This is a genomic window from Enterobacter cloacae complex sp. HYC033_NIDB, assembly GCF_056673335.1.
Window position 1 is genome coordinate 3,235,572 of the sequence record NZ_CP115123.1, and the last position, 17,102, is coordinate 3,252,673.

Annotated in this window: 15 protein-coding genes; 9 read left to right on the forward strand and 6 right to left on the reverse strand. The window is 54.1% G+C overall.

What is annotated here, in order from left to right; all coding sequences use genetic code 11:
• Positions 1–95: 95 nt before the first annotated feature.
• Positions 96–1,106 carry an alcohol dehydrogenase AdhP gene (gene adhP, locus O1721_RS15565; RefSeq protein ID WP_006810706.1) on the forward strand — a complete coding sequence of 337 codons (1,011 nt, stop codon included), beginning with the start codon at positions 96–98 and terminating at the stop codon, positions 1,104–1,106.
• 39 nt (positions 1,107–1,145) lie between these two features.
• On the opposite strand, the gene O1721_RS15570 is transcribed toward adhP, so the two are convergent.
• Positions 1,146–1,655: an RrF2 family transcriptional regulator gene (locus tag O1721_RS15570; protein ID WP_015570482.1), complete on the reverse strand. Its 510-nt coding sequence runs from the start codon at positions 1,653–1,655 to the stop codon at positions 1,146–1,148.
• A 130-nt stretch (positions 1,656–1,785) separates the two neighbouring features.
• On the opposite strand from O1721_RS15570, the gene O1721_RS15575 reads away from it, so the two are divergent.
• The gene (locus tag O1721_RS15575; RefSeq protein ID WP_017382309.1) at positions 1,786–2,988 is read left to right on the forward strand and encodes an NAD(P)/FAD-dependent oxidoreductase; all 1,203 of its coding nucleotides are present in this window, start codon (positions 1,786–1,788) and stop codon (positions 2,986–2,988) included.
• A 39-nt stretch (positions 2,989–3,027) separates the two neighbouring features.
• Here the strand turns inward: O1721_RS15575 and araJ are convergent, their stop codons facing one another.
• Positions 3,028–4,203, reverse strand: a complete 1,176-nt coding sequence (araJ, locus tag O1721_RS15580; protein WP_032648381.1) for an MFS transporter AraJ — start codon at positions 4,201–4,203, stop codon at positions 3,028–3,030.
• Positions 4,204–4,363: 160 nt separating this feature from the next.
• Between araJ and ppk2 the strand changes: the two genes are divergently transcribed.
• From ppk2 to O1721_RS15595, 3 genes are all read left to right on the forward strand, one after another.
• Entirely contained in the window at positions 4,364–5,182 is an 819-nt protein-coding gene (gene ppk2 / locus O1721_RS15585; protein ID WP_032648383.1) for a polyphosphate kinase 2, read from the forward strand.
• A gap of 102 nt (positions 5,183–5,284) precedes the next feature.
• Positions 5,285–5,473 carry a hypothetical protein gene (locus tag O1721_RS15590; protein ID WP_111533351.1) on the forward strand — a complete coding sequence of 63 codons (189 nt, stop codon included), beginning with the start codon at positions 5,285–5,287 and terminating at the stop codon, positions 5,471–5,473.
• The gene (locus tag O1721_RS15595; protein ID WP_015570478.1) at positions 5,473–5,796 is read left to right on the forward strand and encodes a CcdB family protein; all 324 of its coding nucleotides are present in this window, start codon (positions 5,473–5,475) and stop codon (positions 5,794–5,796) included. The genes O1721_RS15590 and O1721_RS15595 overlap by 1 nt, the downstream gene beginning before the upstream one ends.
• 72 nt (positions 5,797–5,868) lie before the next feature.
• On the opposite strand, the gene fdnI is transcribed toward O1721_RS15595, so the two are convergent.
• Genes fdnI through fdnG form a run of 3 tightly spaced genes read right to left on the reverse strand, consistent with a single transcriptional unit; the run spans position 5,869 to position 10,461 of the window.
• Positions 5,869–6,525: a formate dehydrogenase-N subunit gamma gene (gene fdnI / locus O1721_RS15600; protein WP_032648385.1), complete on the reverse strand. Its 657-nt coding sequence runs from the start codon at positions 6,523–6,525 to the stop codon at positions 5,869–5,871.
• A complete protein-coding gene (gene fdxH, locus O1721_RS15605) occupies positions 6,518–7,402 on the reverse strand; it encodes a formate dehydrogenase subunit beta (protein WP_015570476.1) in 885 nt (294 codons plus the stop codon). The genes fdnI and fdxH overlap by 8 nt, the downstream gene beginning before the upstream one ends.
• 11 nt (positions 7,403–7,413) lie before the next feature.
• Entirely contained in the window at positions 7,414–10,461 is a 3,048-nt protein-coding gene (gene fdnG / locus O1721_RS15610; RefSeq protein ID WP_116298894.1) for a formate dehydrogenase-N subunit alpha, read from the reverse strand.
• A gap of 220 nt (positions 10,462–10,681) precedes the next feature.
• On the opposite strand from fdnG, the gene yddG reads away from it, so the two are divergent.
• The gene (gene yddG, locus O1721_RS15615; protein WP_032648389.1) at positions 10,682–11,560 is read left to right on the forward strand and encodes an aromatic amino acid DMT transporter YddG; all 879 of its coding nucleotides are present in this window, start codon (positions 10,682–10,684) and stop codon (positions 11,558–11,560) included.
• 626 nt (positions 11,561–12,186) lie between these two features.
• On the forward strand, positions 12,187–13,260 hold the full coding sequence (gene ompC, locus O1721_RS15620) for a porin OmpC (RefSeq protein WP_003857040.1): 1,074 nt from the start codon (positions 12,187–12,189) through the stop codon (positions 13,258–13,260).
• A gap of 45 nt (positions 13,261–13,305) precedes the next feature.
• Here ompC and O1721_RS15625 read toward each other — a convergent pair whose 3' ends face one another.
• Positions 13,306–14,796: an MFS transporter gene (locus tag O1721_RS15625; protein WP_032648391.1), complete on the reverse strand. Its 1,491-nt coding sequence runs from the start codon at positions 14,794–14,796 to the stop codon at positions 13,306–13,308.
• A 116-nt stretch (positions 14,797–14,912) separates the two neighbouring features.
• Between O1721_RS15625 and O1721_RS15630 the strand changes: the two genes are divergently transcribed.
• Together O1721_RS15630 and O1721_RS15635 are read left to right on the forward strand one after the other, a co-directional pair.
• Entirely contained in the window at positions 14,913–15,488 is a 576-nt protein-coding gene (locus O1721_RS15630) for a TetR family transcriptional regulator (protein WP_015570471.1), read from the forward strand.
• Positions 15,489–15,698: 210 nt separating this feature from the next.
• Positions 15,699–17,084 carry a NarK family nitrate/nitrite MFS transporter gene (locus tag O1721_RS15635; RefSeq protein ID WP_003857034.1) on the forward strand — a complete coding sequence of 462 codons (1,386 nt, stop codon included), beginning with the start codon at positions 15,699–15,701 and terminating at the stop codon, positions 17,082–17,084.
• The last annotated feature ends 18 nt before the right edge of the window (positions 17,085–17,102 follow it).

Genomic DNA, 17,102 nt, shown 5'->3' on the forward strand with positions numbered 1-17,102 from the left:
ATGTTGCGGTTGCCTTGCATTACAGCGCCAAAGTATTAATCCTTAATGGGTAATCAGACCTGCTATGCAGATACTCGTCATGAAAGGAGAAACACATGAAGGCTGCTGTTGTCACTCAGGATCATCAGGTTAATGTCACAGAAAAAACCTTACGCGCGCTCAAACATGGTGAAGCGCTGCTGAAGATGGAGTGCTGTGGCGTTTGCCATACCGATCTCCATGTTAAGAATGGCGATTTTGGCGACAAAACCGGGGTGATCCTCGGCCACGAAGGGATTGGTATCGTCAAAGAGATTGGTCCTGGCGTCACGTCGCTAAAAGTAGGCGATCGTGCAAGCGTGGCGTGGTTCTTCGAAGGCTGTGGCCACTGTGAATATTGTAATACCGGCAACGAAACGCTGTGCCGTGACGTGAAAAACGCGGGTTACTCCGTTGACGGCGGCATGGCGGAAGAGTGCATCGTCACCGCGGATTACGCGGTTAAAGTTCCGGACGGACTGGACTCTGCGGCGGCCAGCAGCATCACCTGCGCCGGGGTCACCACCTACAAAGCGGTAAAAGTCTCTGACATCAAACCCGGCCAGTGGATTGCGATCTATGGCCTGGGCGGTCTGGGCAACCTCGCGCTGCAATACGCCAAAAATGTCTTCAATGCGAAAGTTATCGCCATTGACGTGAATGACGAGCAGCTGAAGCTCGCTGCCAGCATGGGCGCAGACTTAACCGTGAACTCCCGCAGTGAAGATGCGGCAAAAGTGATTCAGGAGAAAACCGGCGGTGCGCATGCGGCGGTGGTGACGGCGGTGGCGAAAGCGGCCTTCAACTCTGCCGTTGACGCAGTTCGCGCCGGTGGCCGCGTGGTGGCTGTTGGCCTGCCGCCGGAAGCGATGAGCCTGGATATTCCACGTCTGGTCCTCGATGGGATTCAGGTAGTGGGTTCCCTGGTGGGTACCCGTCAGGATCTGCTCGAAGCCTTCCAGTTTGCGGCTGAAGGTAAGGTGAAACCGAAAGTTACAATGCGCCCACTGGAAGATATCAACGCCATCTTCAAAGAAATGGAACAGGGCCAGATCCGTGGCCGTATGGTGATTGATTTACGTTCTTAACCGCGGTGGCCGGGTAGCGGCTCTGCCCTGCCCGGCTTTTCACGTGGACGAACGGCGATCGGAAATCCATTCCTGAACCTCGATCTGGAACGTGTCCGGCGCTTTTCGATACATCTTCCGCGCCAGATCCAGGATGGTATGGCGTCCTAACTCCTCTTCCATCCGCTGCTGCGCGCTGTCCATGACCGAGCGCACCCCACACGGGCCGTCACAGACCCAGGCAGGTGGCGTTTCATCAAACACCGCCAGGCGCTGACGCACTTCCCGACACTCAAACATATTCTTCTCGCCGTCAATGGCATGCGCCACGTCCAGCACGCTGATCAGCTCGGCCGGACGCGCCAGCCGGAAGCCTCCCCCTTTGCCTTCGGTGCTGATGACCAGCCCCGCGCGTGATAAACGGGTGAAGATTTTTCCAAGATAGTCGTACGGCACGCCCTGCAAGGCCGCCATCTCCCGGACGCTCATCTCACGTTCATTGCCTTTTGCATCCACCATACACATCAGGCTATGAATGCCATATTCCACACCAGAACTGTAAAATGCCATGGCTCACTCCGGGTCATTGTTCGCTGCATTATAACGATTTTTAACTCAGAAAGAAGTTGTCGCAGTTAACTCCGACAAGTATAGTGGCAGTTATGTCAGACATACAGCCTGACGCACTAAAGGATCGAGTATGAAAAAGCAGATTTTAATTGTGGGTAGTGGGTTTTCCGGTATGTGGGCTGCGGTCAGCGCCGCGCGCCTTTCTGCTCTGGCGGGTAACAATAGCCTCAGCATTGCCGTGCTGGCCCCTGTTGCGGAGCTGCGCGTTCGCCCACGCTTTTATGAAGAGAACGTGTCGACGATGGTCGCGCCGCTGACCGAACTGTTTGCTGAGCTGGGTATCGCCTTTATTGCGGGCGAAGCACAACGTATTGATACCTCGTCTAAAACCGTTTTGTATCGCGATTCAAACGGCGCGATTGCTGACGTCGCCTGGGAACGTCTGATCCTCGCAACCGGTAGCCAGACTAAACGTCCTCCTGTTGCCGGTCTGGCTGAATACGCCTTTGATATCGACCAACTCGACTCCGCCAGATTATTCGAGCAGCATCTTGATTCGCTGGTTTCGCGCCCCTCCACCCCGGAGCGTAATACCGTGGTCGTGTGTGGCGGCGGCTTTACCGGCATCGAACTGGCAACGGAACTCCCTGCCCGACTCCGTACTCGCTTCGGCGCTGATACAAAGACTAAAGTAATCGTAGTTGAAAGAGGTGCAACCATCGGCGGGCGTTATAGCGAGGCGCTGCGTAACACAATTGAAGAAGCAAGCAACGCGCTCGGCGTTGAATGGCGTTTAAACAGTGAAATTGAAGCCATCGATGCCAGCGGCGTAACGCTGAAAAACGGAGAGCGCATTGCCAGCGCCACTGTAGTGTGGACGGCAGGGGTAGAAGCTAACCTCCTCAGCCTGCAAATTGACGGGGAACGCGATACTCAGGGACGGCTGATCGTCAACGACACGTTGCAGGTTCCTGCGCATCCGGAGGTTTACGCGACGGGTGATATGGCGCACGCCAAAACGGACGATGCGGGCAACACGGCGCTGATGACCTGCCAGCACGCGATCCAGCTGGGGAAATTCGCCGGACACAACGCGGCGGCCAGCCTGTTAAATCTGGAGCCGTACCCTTACCGTCAGGTGAACTACGTCACCTGTCTGGATTTGGGTGGCTGGGGCGCGGTATACACCGAGGGCTGGGAACAGCGCGTTAAATCCGTGCGCGAGGAAGGCAAAAAGATCAAAGTCGCCATCACCAACGAACTGATTTACCCGCCAGCAGCAGACAAAGCGGTCGCTTTTGCCGCCGCTGACCCGCTGGCGAAATTCGTTTAGTCCCCTTCTGCGCCCGCGACCAGCGGGCAAAGTGTGTAATCAGGCCAGCGCACCTGCGTTGGCCTGACGCTTTTTGGCACATAAATAACCATACATCAGCAGAGAGGTCATCGCAGAGAAGGATAAAATCGCGGCCGGCAGCGTGACATAGCTCCAGCTAAAGCCGAGCGTAATCATCAATCCACCGAAATAGGCGCCAATTGCGCTGCCGAGGTTAAACGCCATTTGCCCGCCTGCGGCCCCCAGCATCTCGCCGCCTTTCGCATTTTGCAGCAGCAGAATTTGCAGCGGCGCAGAGAGCGCAAACAGCCCGGCGCAGCAGACAAATCCCATGACCAGTGAAGCTGTTTTAAGCTCGCCAAAGGCAAACAACGCCAGCAGCGAAGCCACAATCACCAGGTCGGTGGTGGCAGCAATGCGCAGCGGGCTAAAGCGTGACGACAGCTTGCCGCTGAAGACATTTCCCAGCACCATGCCCAGCCCCATCAGCATCATGATCACGGTCATGACGCCCTCAGAAAAGCCTGACACGTTGACCATAAACGGCTTCACGAAGCTAAACCAGGCAAACACCCCGGCATTGCCAAACATCGTAGCGGCAAAAATCAGCCACGGTTCCGGTTTCTTCAGGAAGTGGAATTGTTCTGCCAGCCGGGTGGTTGTCGTGTCGTGAATGTCAGGCACCCACAGCAGAACAGACAGGATCACCAGCGCGTCAAAGACCGCAATCAAAAAGAAGGTGTAACGCCAGTTAAATTCATGTCCCAGCCACGTCCCGAGCGGCACGCCAAGCAGGTTGGCAACGGTCATCCCGGCAATCATCCCGGCCACAGCGACCGTCACTTTACCCGGCGGCGCGATTTTTGACAGGATTATCGCCCCCACTCCGAAAATCGCGCCATGCGGGAAACCAGAGATTAAGCGCCCCGCCGCCAGTCCCACGTAGGAGTCAGAGAAGGTAAAGAGCGCGTTACCGACGACGCACATCGCCACCAGAAACAGCAGCGTTGTTTTCAGCGAAAATTTGCTGGAGAACAGCGCCACAATCGGCGCGCCGATCACCACGCCAAAAGCGTAAAACGAAATCATATTTCCGGCGGAGGGAATCGAAATGCCCGTATCATGAGCCAGCTCGGTCAGCACGCCCATAATGCCAAACTCAGCCATCCCCAGGCCAAAGGTACCCAGTGCTAACGAAAAAATTGTCTTTTTCATACCGCGACCACTGTTAAAAAAATGCAGCGTGCATTATTGATTAAACTTGTATGGTGAACCAGTTCAAATCAGATTTCTGACACATTAATCCATTCATTCAGGCCGATTACACTCTTAGTACGGCCTCGATCCCGCGACCGGATACAAAGGGAGACCCACCATGGTCAGTAAGAAGAAAACCCATGTTGTTGATGATGTCGTTAAAAACGCGCCGCTCAAAACTAAAGCGTACGAGCAAGAGCTTCGCCGCCTCCATGTTGAACTGGTTAAGCTCCAGCAATGGGTGGTCGCCAAAGGGTTAAAGGTCTGTATTGTTTTTGAAGGGCGAGACGGCGCCGGTAAAGGCGGCGTCATCAAAGCCATCACCGAACGCGTCAGTCCCCGGGTGTTTCGCGTTGTTGCGTTACCGGCCCCCACCGATAAAGAGAAAAGTCAGCTCTATTTTCAGCGTTACGTTCCCCATCTGCCCTCTGCCGGGGAAATCGTTATTTTTGACCGCAGCTGGTACAACCGTGCGGGCGTGGAAAGAGTCATGGGTTTCTGTACCGAAGAGCAGGCCGAAAAATTTCTTGATGGAACGCCGGTAATGGAAAAAGCGATGGTCGATGCCGGGATCATATTGTTGAAATACTGGCTTGAAGTAACGCCAAAAGAGCAGGAGCGCCGCCTGCGCGATCGCATTAATGATGGTCGCAAGATCTGGAAGCTGTCTCCAATGGACATTAAATCTTTCAATCTGTGGGATGAATATACCCTCGCCCGCGACGCGATGTTTAAAGCGACAGACACCGCCTGGGCGCCGTGGTTTGTGGCGCGCTCAGAAGATAAAAAACGGGTGCGGCTGAATATTATTTCGCATCTGCTTTCCCAGATCCCCTATAAAGAAATTCACGTAGACAAGGTGGATTTACCGAAACGCAAGATCGGCAAAGTGAAGCCTACAAAATATCCCTTCCGGTATATTGCAGAGCAATTTTGATATTACTGGAAGACGGCTCGCATAATGTAGATTACCAGGGGAAACAGTATTGTTTTTTGTTGGCTGCGGTTGATAATGACCGCACCAACAAAGGAGAAACCGATGAAACGCACGGCAGAATCGACCCCTTCCAGACCTAAAGCAGCAACAAAGCCTACAACCCATGCTAAGCCAGGCTCGACACCATCACATCAGCTATCAGCAGCGGATCGTGCATTTATACGAGCAATGAATGAGTTTGTGGAGAAACATGGAACTATCACTGATGATGAGTTTTTCAGGGTGCTTTAATGCTGAGACAATTTAATGTTTATCGTAATACGTCTGCGGCAACGCGGGACCAGCTTCCTTATTATATGCTTATCCAGGATGATTATTATGACGATCTCCCCACTCGCGTCATTGTACCCCTCGCGAGAAATAACAGGCTACCGCTATGGCAGAGCCAGCTGGCTCCAGGAGTAAATATTGAATTTGAAACCTTTCTGATTTATTCGCCAATGATAACCAATATTAATAACCAGAAAATTAATCCAAAAGACTTTGTTTGTAATTTACGTAACGCTCGTCAGGATGTTATAGCAGCAATTGATCGCTTATTGACTAACACATGACGCCAGCCTGCCAGTCAGTTATTCCTGCCCGCGCAAGTGCAGCGCCGCCGGACAATGCCGACGGCGCAAGGTTTACTTCAACCCTTCCGAACTCTCTTTTTGCGCTTCAAGACGCTCGACGTCCCGATACCAGCGCGGATGGTGTTTTAGCGCCCAGCGGCGGCTCACCTTCCCTTCAATCATGCCTTTAATCGATCCTTTCACCCAGAAGGCCATATACATATGGATCAGGATGGCGTGGATCAGAATAATGGCCGAGGTCGCGTGGATCAGCAGTGCGTAGCGCACCACCTGGATCGGGAAATATTGGGCAAAATACGGACGCCAGATAATCACTCCGGTTACCAGCAGCACGAAAATCATGCTCATGATGGTCCAGAACATCATCTTCTGCCCGGCGTTGTATTTGCCCACCTTCGCGACTTTATGCTCGTTGCCTTTCAGAACCTCAACAATCCCTTTAATCCAGGGAATATCCTGCTTGTCAGGGATGTTGTGATGAACGAAACGCACGAACATAAACATCAGCACCACGAAAATCAGCACGCCGAAGAACGGATGCAGAATGCGCCCCATCTGCGGTGTCCCGAAGGTTTCCGTGAGCCACTGTAGCGTCGGGAAAAAGAACGAAATGCCGGATACCGCCACCAGGAAGAAGCAGATGACCACCGTCCAGTGACAGGCGCGATCGACAAATTTTGTGCGCACTATCATTTTCGACTTATTCATGATGCTCCTCCTCGTCGTCATCCACCTCTTTATTCGGCCCGATACCGATGTAGTGATAAATCAGCCCGGCAAAGGTGGCGATAAAGCCCGCCGCTGAGAGCGGCTTAAGCGCCCCTTTCCAGAGATTGATCGAGGTATCTATCGCCGGATCTTTCGGCAGATTGTGATACAGCTCCGGCTGGTCATTGTGGTGCAGAACATACATGACGTGCGTACCGCCGACACCCTGCGGGTTATAAATCCCGGCCTTGTCATAGCCGCGCGCTTTGAGCTTATCCACCCGCTGCTGTGCCACGTCCAGCATCTCTTTTTTGGTACCGAAGTGGATCGCCCCGGTAGGACAGGTCTTCACGCAGGCAGGCTCCTGGCCGACGCTGACGCGATCGACGCACAGCGTGCATTTATAGACCCGGTTATCCTCTTTATTGAGGCGCGGGATATTAAACGGACAGCCCGCAATACAGTAACCGCAGCCGATGCAGTTATCCTGCTGGAAGTCGACGATCCCGTTGGCGTACTGAATGATTGCCCCGGCAGACGGGCATGCCTTCAGGCAGCCGGGATCTTCACAGTGCATACAGCCGTCTTTACGGATCAGCCACTCCAGCTTGCCGTTCTGGTCGGTTTCGCTAAAGCGCATCACCGTCCAGGACTTGGCGCTCAGATCAGCAGGATTGTCATAGACCCCAACGCAGTGCCCCACCTCGTCGCGAATATCGTTCCACTCCGAGCAGGCCACCTGGCAGGCCTTACAGCCCACGCAGGAGGAGACATCGATCAGCTTGGCGACTTCTGCCTTGTAATCCCGCGCACGAGGCGCGGGCGTTATCGGGTTGGTCGCGGAGCGTTTAATAATGTCTTGTGTTTCCATCGCCATTTAATCGCTCCTTACGCTTTCTCGATGTTGACCAGAAACGCTTTATACTCCGGCGTTTGCGAGTTGGAATCGCCGACGTTTGGCGTCAGGGTATTGGCGATGTAGCCTTTCTGCGCTACCCCTTCAAAGCCCCAGTGCAGTGGTATACCGACGGTTTCCACCTGCTGGCCATGCACGTTCAGCGTTTGCAGACGACGGGTGACCACCGCCACCGCGCGAATAAAGCCGCGCTTGCTGCTGACCTTCACGCGATCGCCGTTGGCAATGCCTTTCGCCTGCGCCAGCGTTTCGCTTATCTCCACAAACTGTTCCGGCTGCGCGATGGCGTTAAGCCGCGCGTGCTTGGTCCAGGTATGGAAATGCTCGGTCAGGCGGTAGGTGGTGCCGACATAAGGGAACTTGTCCTTTTTACCTAAACGCAGCACGTCGTCTTCATAGATGCGTACCACCGGACTGGAGACCACATTCGGGTGCAGCGGGTTAGTGCCGAGCGGCGTTTCCATCGGCTCGTAGTGTTCCGGGAACGGCCCTTCCGCCAGTTTGTCGATAGCAAACAGACGTCCCAGCCCTTCCGGCTGCATGATAAACGGCCCGGTGTTGCTGCCCGGCGCGGCGGTGTTGAAGTCCGGGATATCGTTCCCCGTCCAGTTCGTGCCGTTCCACTCGATCAGCATGCGTTTCGGATCCCACGGCTTACCGTTCACGTCTGCGGAGGCACGGTTGTACAGTACGCGGCGGTTCAACGGCCACGCCCATGCCCAGCCCAGGGTATTGCCCAGGCCTGACGGATCGGCGTTATCGCGATTGGCCATCTGGTTACCCTGCTCCGTCCAGCTGCCGGTGTAGATCCAGCAGGACGAAGCCGTGGTACCGTCGTCACGCAACAGCGCGAAGCTATTGAGCAACTCGCCTTTCTTCGCCACCAGATTGCCGTTGGCATCGTACAGGTCGGCCAGCGCCACGCCGTTGTTCTCTTTTGCCACCTCTTCGGACTCAGGATGATCCGGCTGCTTGTAGTTCCAGCTCATCTTCAGCAGCGGCTCAGCGCCTTTGCCGCCTTCGGCGCGGTACATCTCGCGCAGACGATGGTAAATCCCGGCCAGAATTTCGCCGTCATTACGCGCTTCGCCGGGCGCATCCTGACCTTTCCAGTGCCACTGTAGCCAGCGGCCAGAGTTGGCAATAGAACCGTCCTCTTCCGCAAAGCAGGTCGACGGCAGGCGGAACACCTCGGTCTGAATCGCTGCCGGATCGACATCGTTTGATTCACCGTGGTTCTGCCAGAACGTAGACGTTTCGGTGACCAGCGGATCGATAACCACCATGTACTTCAGCTTGCTCAGGCTGCGAACGACTTTGTTTTTATCCGGGAATGACGCTACCGGGTTAAAGCCCTGGCAGATATACCCCGTGACGTCACCCTTATCCATCATATTGAAATACTTGATGACATCGTAAGCCTGGTCCCATTTCGGCAACCACTCAAAGCCCCAGTCATTCTCTTTCTGCGCCGCGTCGCCGTAGAACGATTTCATCAGACTGACGGCAAACTTCGGATAGTTACTCCAGTAGTTCACCTGGTCCGGACGCGTCGCTTTTGGCGTGTTGGCGTCAAGCCAGCTTTGCCAGTCGGTCTGCTTCTCGGACGGCAGGGTCAGGTAACCCGGCAGGCTGGTCGACAGCAGGCCGAGGTCGGTTAAGCCCTGAATGTTAGAGTGCCCGCGCAGGGCGTTCACGCCGCCACCGGCCATCCCCATGTTGCCGAGCAGCAGCTGGATCATCGCCATGGTACGGATGTTCTGCGCGCCCACGGTATGCTGCGTCCAGCCCAGCGCGTACAGGAATGTAGTGGTTCTGTCGGCGGCACTGGTGGAAGCCAGCACTTCACATACTTTCAGGAAGTCCGCTTTCGGCGTACCGCAGATGTTTTCCACCACGTCCGGCGTATAGCGGGAAACGTGCTGTTTCAGCAAGTTCCACACGCAGCGCGGATCGCTCAGGGTCTCATCGCGTTTCGCGTAGCCGTTTTCGTCGAACTGATAGTTCCAGGACGATTTATCGTACTGACGTTTCCCGGCGTCATAGCCGCTGAAGAGGCCATCTTCGAAGGCGAAATCTTCCCGTACCAGCAGGCCGGCATTGGTGTAATGCTTAACGTATTCCGCGTTAATTTTGTTATTTTCGATCAGGTACAACAGCACGCCGGAAAGGAACGTGATGTCCGTACCGGAGCGGATCGGCGCATAGATATCAGCCACCGATGCCGTACGCGTAAAGCGTGGATCGACGACGATCAGCGTCGCATCGTTGTTGTTTTTCGCTTCCATCGCCCAGCGGAATCCCACCGGATGGGCCTCAGCGGCGTTACCGCCCATTACCACCACGACGTTAGCGTTTTTGATATCAACCCAGTGGTTGGTCATCGCACCGCGACCAAATGTTGGAGCAAGACTTGCTACCGTTGGTCCGTGTCAGACGCGCGCCTGGTTATCAACCGCCAGCATGCCGAGGGAGCGCACAAATTTTTGCGTCAGCATGCCGGTCTCATTACTTGCCGCAGAGGCACACAGCATCCCGGTGGAGGTCCAGCGGTTTACCGTGATACCCTGCTCGTTCTTCTCAATAAAGTTGGCGTCGCGATCCGCTTTCATCAGTTTTGCAATTCGGGAGAAGGCTTCGTCCCAGGAGATACGCTGCCATTTGTCAGAGCCCGGCGCACGATATTCCGGGTAGCGCAGACGGTTTTCACTGTGGACGTAGTCCAGCAGCCCCGCCCCTTTCGGGCAAAGCGCCCCGCGGCTCACCGGATGGTCCGGGTCCCCTTCAATATGATAAATCGCTTCTTTGGCGTTCTTTGCGCCATCACCCAGGCTATACATTAATAGCCCACAACCCACGGAGCAGTATGTGCAGGTGTTACGGATCTCTTTCGCGCGCAGCAGTTTATAGTTGCGTGCCTGAGCCAGCGCCATTTTGGGAGCGAATCCCAGCATTGCGGCTGTTGTTCCGGCCATACCGCCCGCGCAGATTTTAAAAAATTGTCTGCGGCTGACGTCCATTGCTGTCCTCGTTATCTGATAAGACTTCGCGCCGCAAACTAACAGCAAAGCCCCTGTTTTTTTTGCGTCAAATCAAGGTCGTCAGACTTCGCCCCCTTAATAGTCACTGCCGGTACGATTTGCTAATCCTTTCGGGTTAACAGGCTCTTTGAAAATTCGCCAGGTGTAGCAAATAGATGCTATAAGTTTTCCCTTTGATTTTTAGAAGACTGGCAGGGTAATGGACAGAAAAAGAGCAACGCTGACAGGCCTGGCGGCCATATTGTTGTGGAGCACCATGGTGGGTCTCATCCGCAGCGTCAGTGAAGGACTGGGCCCGGTGGGCGGCGCGGCGATGATTTACACCGTCAGCGGGCTGTTGTGTCTGGTGACGGTGGGTTTTCCCGATCTTCGGCGTTTTTCCATGCGCTATCTCATTGCGGGCAGCATCCTGTTTGTCAGCTATGAGATGTGCCTGGCCCTGTCGCTGGGGTATGCCGCGACGCGCTCACAGGCGATTGAAGTCGGTATGGTCAATTATCTGTGGCCAAGCCTGACGATTGCGTTCGCGATTTTGTTCAACGGGCAAAAAACCACCCTGTGGGTGATCCCTGGGCTTCTCATCTCGCTGTTGGGTGTGTGCTGGGTTTTAGGTGGCGAAAACGGTCTGCAACTGAATGACATCATGCAGAACGTCGTTTCCAGTCCGCTAAGTTATGGGCTGGCGTTTGCTGGCGCTTTTATCTGGGCCGCCTACTGCACCGTCACCAGCAAGTATGCCAAAGGGCAAAATGGCATTACCCTTTTCGTCCTGCTGACCGCCCTGAGCCTGTGGGTCAAATATGCCGTCAGCGATCAGCCCGAAATGGTGTTCAGCGTCCCGATTGTGGTAAAGCTATTGATGTGTGGGGTTGCGCTTGGCTTTGGCTACGCCGCCTGGAATATCGGTATTCTTCACGGTAACGTCACGGTGCTTGCGGCTGTCTCTTATTTCACGCCAGTTCTTTCCGCCGCACTGGCGGCTATTCTGCTGAGTTCTCCGCTTTCACTCTCATTCTGGCAAGGGGCATTGATGGTGTGCGCCGGATCGTTACTGTGCTGGTATGCCACCCGCAAATAGCATTTTTATTTTTGCCGGGTACCGAATATGCCCGGCAAAATATTAACAATATTTTAATATGTGATCACACCCTCGAATATAATTCGTAACATTAGAGAGTAATTAAATTTCTGTATAGAGTGCTGTCAGAAAGCCAGAGTTGTTGTGGAAATTGACATAAACTGACAACGCAGGTAATTAATTCAGCGCCAATATTCCCGCGCTATATAGCACAAAGTGCAATAGTTTATTTCTGAATATTTCTCTTAAAAAACAGGTTCTGGTTTCCCGAGAAATTTATAATCAACTGTTTTAAAAAAGGTTATCCTGACACATGCTTTGACATTCCCTGCCAAACCCTTTTAATCCCACCAAAAAACTAAAACGTCCGGCAACTATTCACAGCCATATTATCTTGATTGGTTAATAATCACTTTATGTCTATATATTAACCTGACTGGCCGATTTAAGGGCAATTTATCCGATCAGGATCACACTAATTGAAATTATCTTTAATATTTTGAAACTTATTATTGAAAGCAGTCTACGGAATTTTAAAAATAGTCTGCCATTGACGATAAGCCTCGTTTAAAAATCGCTCAGGTGGCTTAGGAAATACCTAAATAAAATTATAAGGATTATTTAAGATGAAACTTAAATTAGTTGCAGTGGCAGTGACTTCCATGTTGGCAGCTGGCGTTGTTAACGCGGCTGAAGTTTTTAACAAAGACGGTAACAAACTGGATCTGTACGGCAAAGTTACTGGTCTGCACTATTTTTCTGATGATGCTGGTAGCGACGGCGACAAAACGTATGTTCGTCTGGGCTTCAAAGGTGAAACTCAGATCAACGATCAGCTGACCGGATACGGCCAGTGGGAATATGAGTTCAAGGGCAATCGCTCTGAAGCTCAAGGTTCCGACGGCAACAAAACCCGTCTGGCGTACGCTGGTCTGAAATTCGATGAATTCGGTTCCTTCGACTACGGTCGTAACTACGGTGTGGCTTATGACATCGGCGCGTGGACTGACGTTCTGCCAGAGTTCGGTGGCGATACCTGGACGCAGACTGACGGCTTCATGACCGGCCGTACCACTGGCGTTGCAACCTACCGTAACACCGACTTCTTTGGTCTGGTTGACGGCCTGAACGTGGCTGCTCAGTACCAGGGTAAAAACGACCGTTCAGAGATCACCGAATCCAACGGTGACGGCTGGGGTCTCTCTTCTACCTATGAATTCGACGGCTTCGGTGTGGGTGCGACCTACGCGAAATCTGACCGTACCGACCGTCAGGTTCGTGCTGCAAGCAACCTGAACGCCGGTGGCGAAAACGCAGAAGTCTGGGCTGCTGGCCTGAAGTACGATGCGAACAACATCTACCTGGCAACCACCTACTCTGAAACCCGCAACATGACGGCGTTCGGTAACGGTCACGTTGCCAACAAAGCGCAGAACTTCGAAGTTGTGGCTCAGTACCAGTTCGACTTCGGTCTGCGTCCGTCCATCGCTTACCTGAAATCCAAAGGTAAAGACATCGGTTCTTATGGCGACCAGGACCTGGTTGAATACGTTGACGTTGGCGCGAGCTACTACTTCAACAAAAACATGTCCACCTATGTTGATTACAAAATCAACCTCGTGGATGACAGCCAGTTCACCAAAGATGCCAAAGTGGCTACCGACAACATCGTAGCTGTAGGTCTGACCTACCAGTTCTAAGATCTGTTAGTTCAAAAGGCCAGCCCTCGCGGCTGGCCTTTTTTATTACTGCTGCCCTCCGACCTTCGCCAGACTAAACCAGATCCCGACCGCCAGAATCAGCAGCATGCCTCCCGCACTGCCCAGGGCCACGCTGTGCGAGGTGATGAACGCAGTTTTCGCCGCCGTCATCACCGGCTCGGCCAGCGACGGCGTCAGCTCCTGCGCCACCTTCATCGCTTCACCGATGGACGACGAGGCTTTATCGGTCAGCGACGCGCTCAGCCCCTGCGGCAGTACAATAGACGCCGAAAAGCTGCGGGTTAACAGCAGACCGAAAATGGCGATCCCCAGACCAGCACCCAGCTCGTAGGACATGGTTTCGATCGCGCCTGCGGCGGCCGCTTTCTCTTTCGGCGCCGCAGCCATGATCGCTGACGTCGATGCCAGCAGTGCGCTGGCGGCACTGAAGCCCAGCAGCACCATCAGGCTCCACGCCTGCCACTGTTGGGTGCTGAAATCGAGCGTCGACAGGCCGATAAAACTGACCGCGCTAAGCCCCATGCCTCCGGCCGCGACAATGCGCAGCCCCAGACGCCCAACCAGCACACCCGCGATCGGCCCGCTAAATCCGCTCGCCACCATCACCGGCAGCATAAATATCCCTGCTTCAAACGGCGTAAAACCATGCACGAACTGCAACTCCTGCGCCATCAGCAGTTCAAAGCCCACCAGCGCAATCATGGCGGTCATCGCCATGACCACGCCGCTTAAAATAATGCGATGGCAAAACAGGCGCATGTCGATCATCGGCACGCGCGCGCGTAGCTGGATACGGACGAAGATAAACAGCATTACCGCTCCGGTAAGCAGCGTACAGGCCACCATCCACGGCGACAGCACCCCTTTCAGGGCGGTTTTGGCACTATAGACCAGCAGTAAAATCGCCACAATCAGCATAATGGCATGGCTGATATTGAGCGGCTGTTCGGGCCGCCCCTGCTGAGCAGGCACCAGGCGCGCAGCAAGCGAAACCACGATCAGCACGATCGGCACGTTAATCAGGAACACCGACCCCCAGTAAAAGTGCTCCAGCAGCATGCCGCCAATCAGCGGGCCAAACGCCGCGCCGCCCGACCCAACGGCAGCCCAGACGCCGAGGGCGATATTACGGTGCCGCACGTCAATAAACAGGGTGCGGATCCCTGCAAGCGTAGCCGGAATGATCATCGCCGCGCCAATCGCCAGCGACGCGCGGGCGGCAATCAGCCAGCCCGCGGACGGCGCAAAAGCCGCCGCTAACGATGACAGGCCAAACAGCACGCTGCCGATCATCAGCAGGCGCTTAAAACCTATGCGATCGCCCAGCGCGCCCATCGGCAGCACCATTCCCGCCATCACCAGCGAGTAAATATCAATAATCCACAGCAATTCGTTGCCGCTGGCACCCAGCGTCATGCTCAATGTTGGCGCCGCTACGTGCAGCACCGTCGCGTCAATCGCCACCGGGATATACACCAGCACGATAATCACTAACGCTAACCACTGACGAAACATAAATTTCCTTTTCAGTTAAAAACTGGACACATGTCCAGAATGCGATCCTACGTAAAGTTGAACACTTGTCCAGCTCTTTGTTACACTCGTTTCGTTGCCATTGAGAGTGAGAAATTATGCGTTATCTGAGCAAGGACGAGCGGCGGGAAGAGATCCTCCAGGCCGCGATGCGCGTGGCGCTGACCGAAGGATTCGCTGCGATGACCGTGCGCCGCATCGCCACCGAAGCGGGCGTCGCCACCGGGCAGGTGCATCACCACTTTGCGTCGGCGGGCGAGCTTAAGTCGCTGGCGTTTGTCCGGCTGATCCGCGATTTGCTGGATGCTGAAATCGTTGGCGAAAACGCCGGCTGGCGTGAGCGCCTGCATGCCATGCTCGGCAGCGATGACGGCGGGTTTGAGCCCTACATTCGACTGTGGCGGGAGGCGCAAATTCTCGCCAGCCGGGATAGCGATATCAAAGGCGCCTACGTTTTGACCATGGAGATGTGGCACCAGGAAACGGTCGCGATTATCCGCGCCGGGGCGGAGGCCAACGCCTTTACGCTTGCTGACCAGCCGGAAAATATCGCCTGGCGTTTAATTGGTCTGGTATGTGGCCTGGATGGCATATACGTATTAAATATGCCTGAAATGGACGACGCGGCATTTAATAAGCATCTGGATAAGCTTATTTCCCTCGAATTGTTTTAATACTCCCATCGGGGTATTAATTTCCGCAAATAGTTACAATTAGTAACACATAAAGCGAACCCTGATTCCCATTCCAAACTCAGGGATTCGCTTTTTTATCTATCCTTTCAGATGTATCCCATAACATCCAAAAATTTCTACAAACTGCCGAAAGGTATCTTTCTGTTTTCACTTCTTTTTTCTCTCCATTTGGGTAAGCAAGAGGGTGATATGTCACATCAAAGCGAGAAGAGTAATCAGCATCTGTTGAGTAACTGGAAACCGGAAAACGCGCAATTTTGGGAGAATAAAGGGAAACATATCGCACGTAGAAACCTGTGGATTTCCGTGGCGTGTTTGCTTCTCGCGTTTTGTGTATGGATGTTGTTTAGCGCTATTGCGGTAAATCTTAATAAGGTCGGATTTAATTTCAGCACCGATCAGCTTTTTATGCTAACGGCATTACCTTCTCTTTCCGGCGCGATATTGCGTGTCCCCTACTCTTTTATGGTGCCGATATTTGGCGGACGTTACTGGACCGTGTTAAGTACCGTTATCCTGGTCGTACCCTGTGTCTGGCTTGGGATCGCCATCCAGAATACCGCCACGCCTTACTGGGTCTTTATCATCATCGCACTGCTGTGCGGTTTTGCCGGCGCCAACTTCGCTTCCAGCATGGGAAACATCAGCTTCTTCTTCCCGAAAGCCAGACAGGGCAGCGCGCTGGGCATTAACGGCGGGCTGGGTAACCTGGGCGTGAGCGTGATGCAGCTGGTTGCGCCGCTGGTGATTTTCCTGCCGATGTTTACCTTCCTCGGCGTTCACGGCGTCCCCCAGGAGGATGGCTCGACGATGTGGCTGGCGAACGCGGCGTGGATCTGGGCGCCGCTGCTGATTCTTGCTACCCTTGCGGCGTTTTTTGGCATGAACGACATCGCCAGCTCGAAAGCGTCCATTGCCAGCCAGCTTCCGGTGCTTAAGCGCTTTCACCTCTGGCTGCTGAGCCTGCTTTATCTGGCCACCTTCGGCTCGTTTATCGGTTTCTCGGCAGGCTTTGCTATGCTGTCGAAAACCCAGTTTCCGGACGTAAATATCCTCCACCTCGCCTTCTTTGGCCCGCTGATCGGCGCTCTGGCGCGTTCGGCTGGCGGAATGATTTCAGACAGGCTGGGCGGCGTACGGGTGACGCTGATCAACTTCGTCTTTATGGCCATCTTTAGCGCCCTGATTTTCCTGACGCTCCCCGGGTCTGGTTCAGGCAGTTTTATCGCCTTCTATCTGGTCTTTATGGGCCTGTTCCTCACCGCAGGCCTGGGCAGCGGCTCGACCTTCCAGATGATCGCGATTATCTTTCGCCAAATCACCCTCGACCGCGTGAAAAAACAGGGCGGGAGCGACGAACAGGCACAGCATGAAGCGGTGACCGAAACGGCTGCCGCGCTGGGCTTTATCTCTGCCATCGGTGCGGTAGGCGGGTTCTTTATTCCCAAAGCCTTTGGCACATCCCTGGCGATGACCGGTTCCCCGGTGGGCGCCATGAAAGTCTTCCTCGTGTTTTACATCGTCTGCGTGCTCGTCACCTGGCTGGTGTACGGCCGCAAATCCTCACAAAAATAATAACTACCTCTTCGCCGG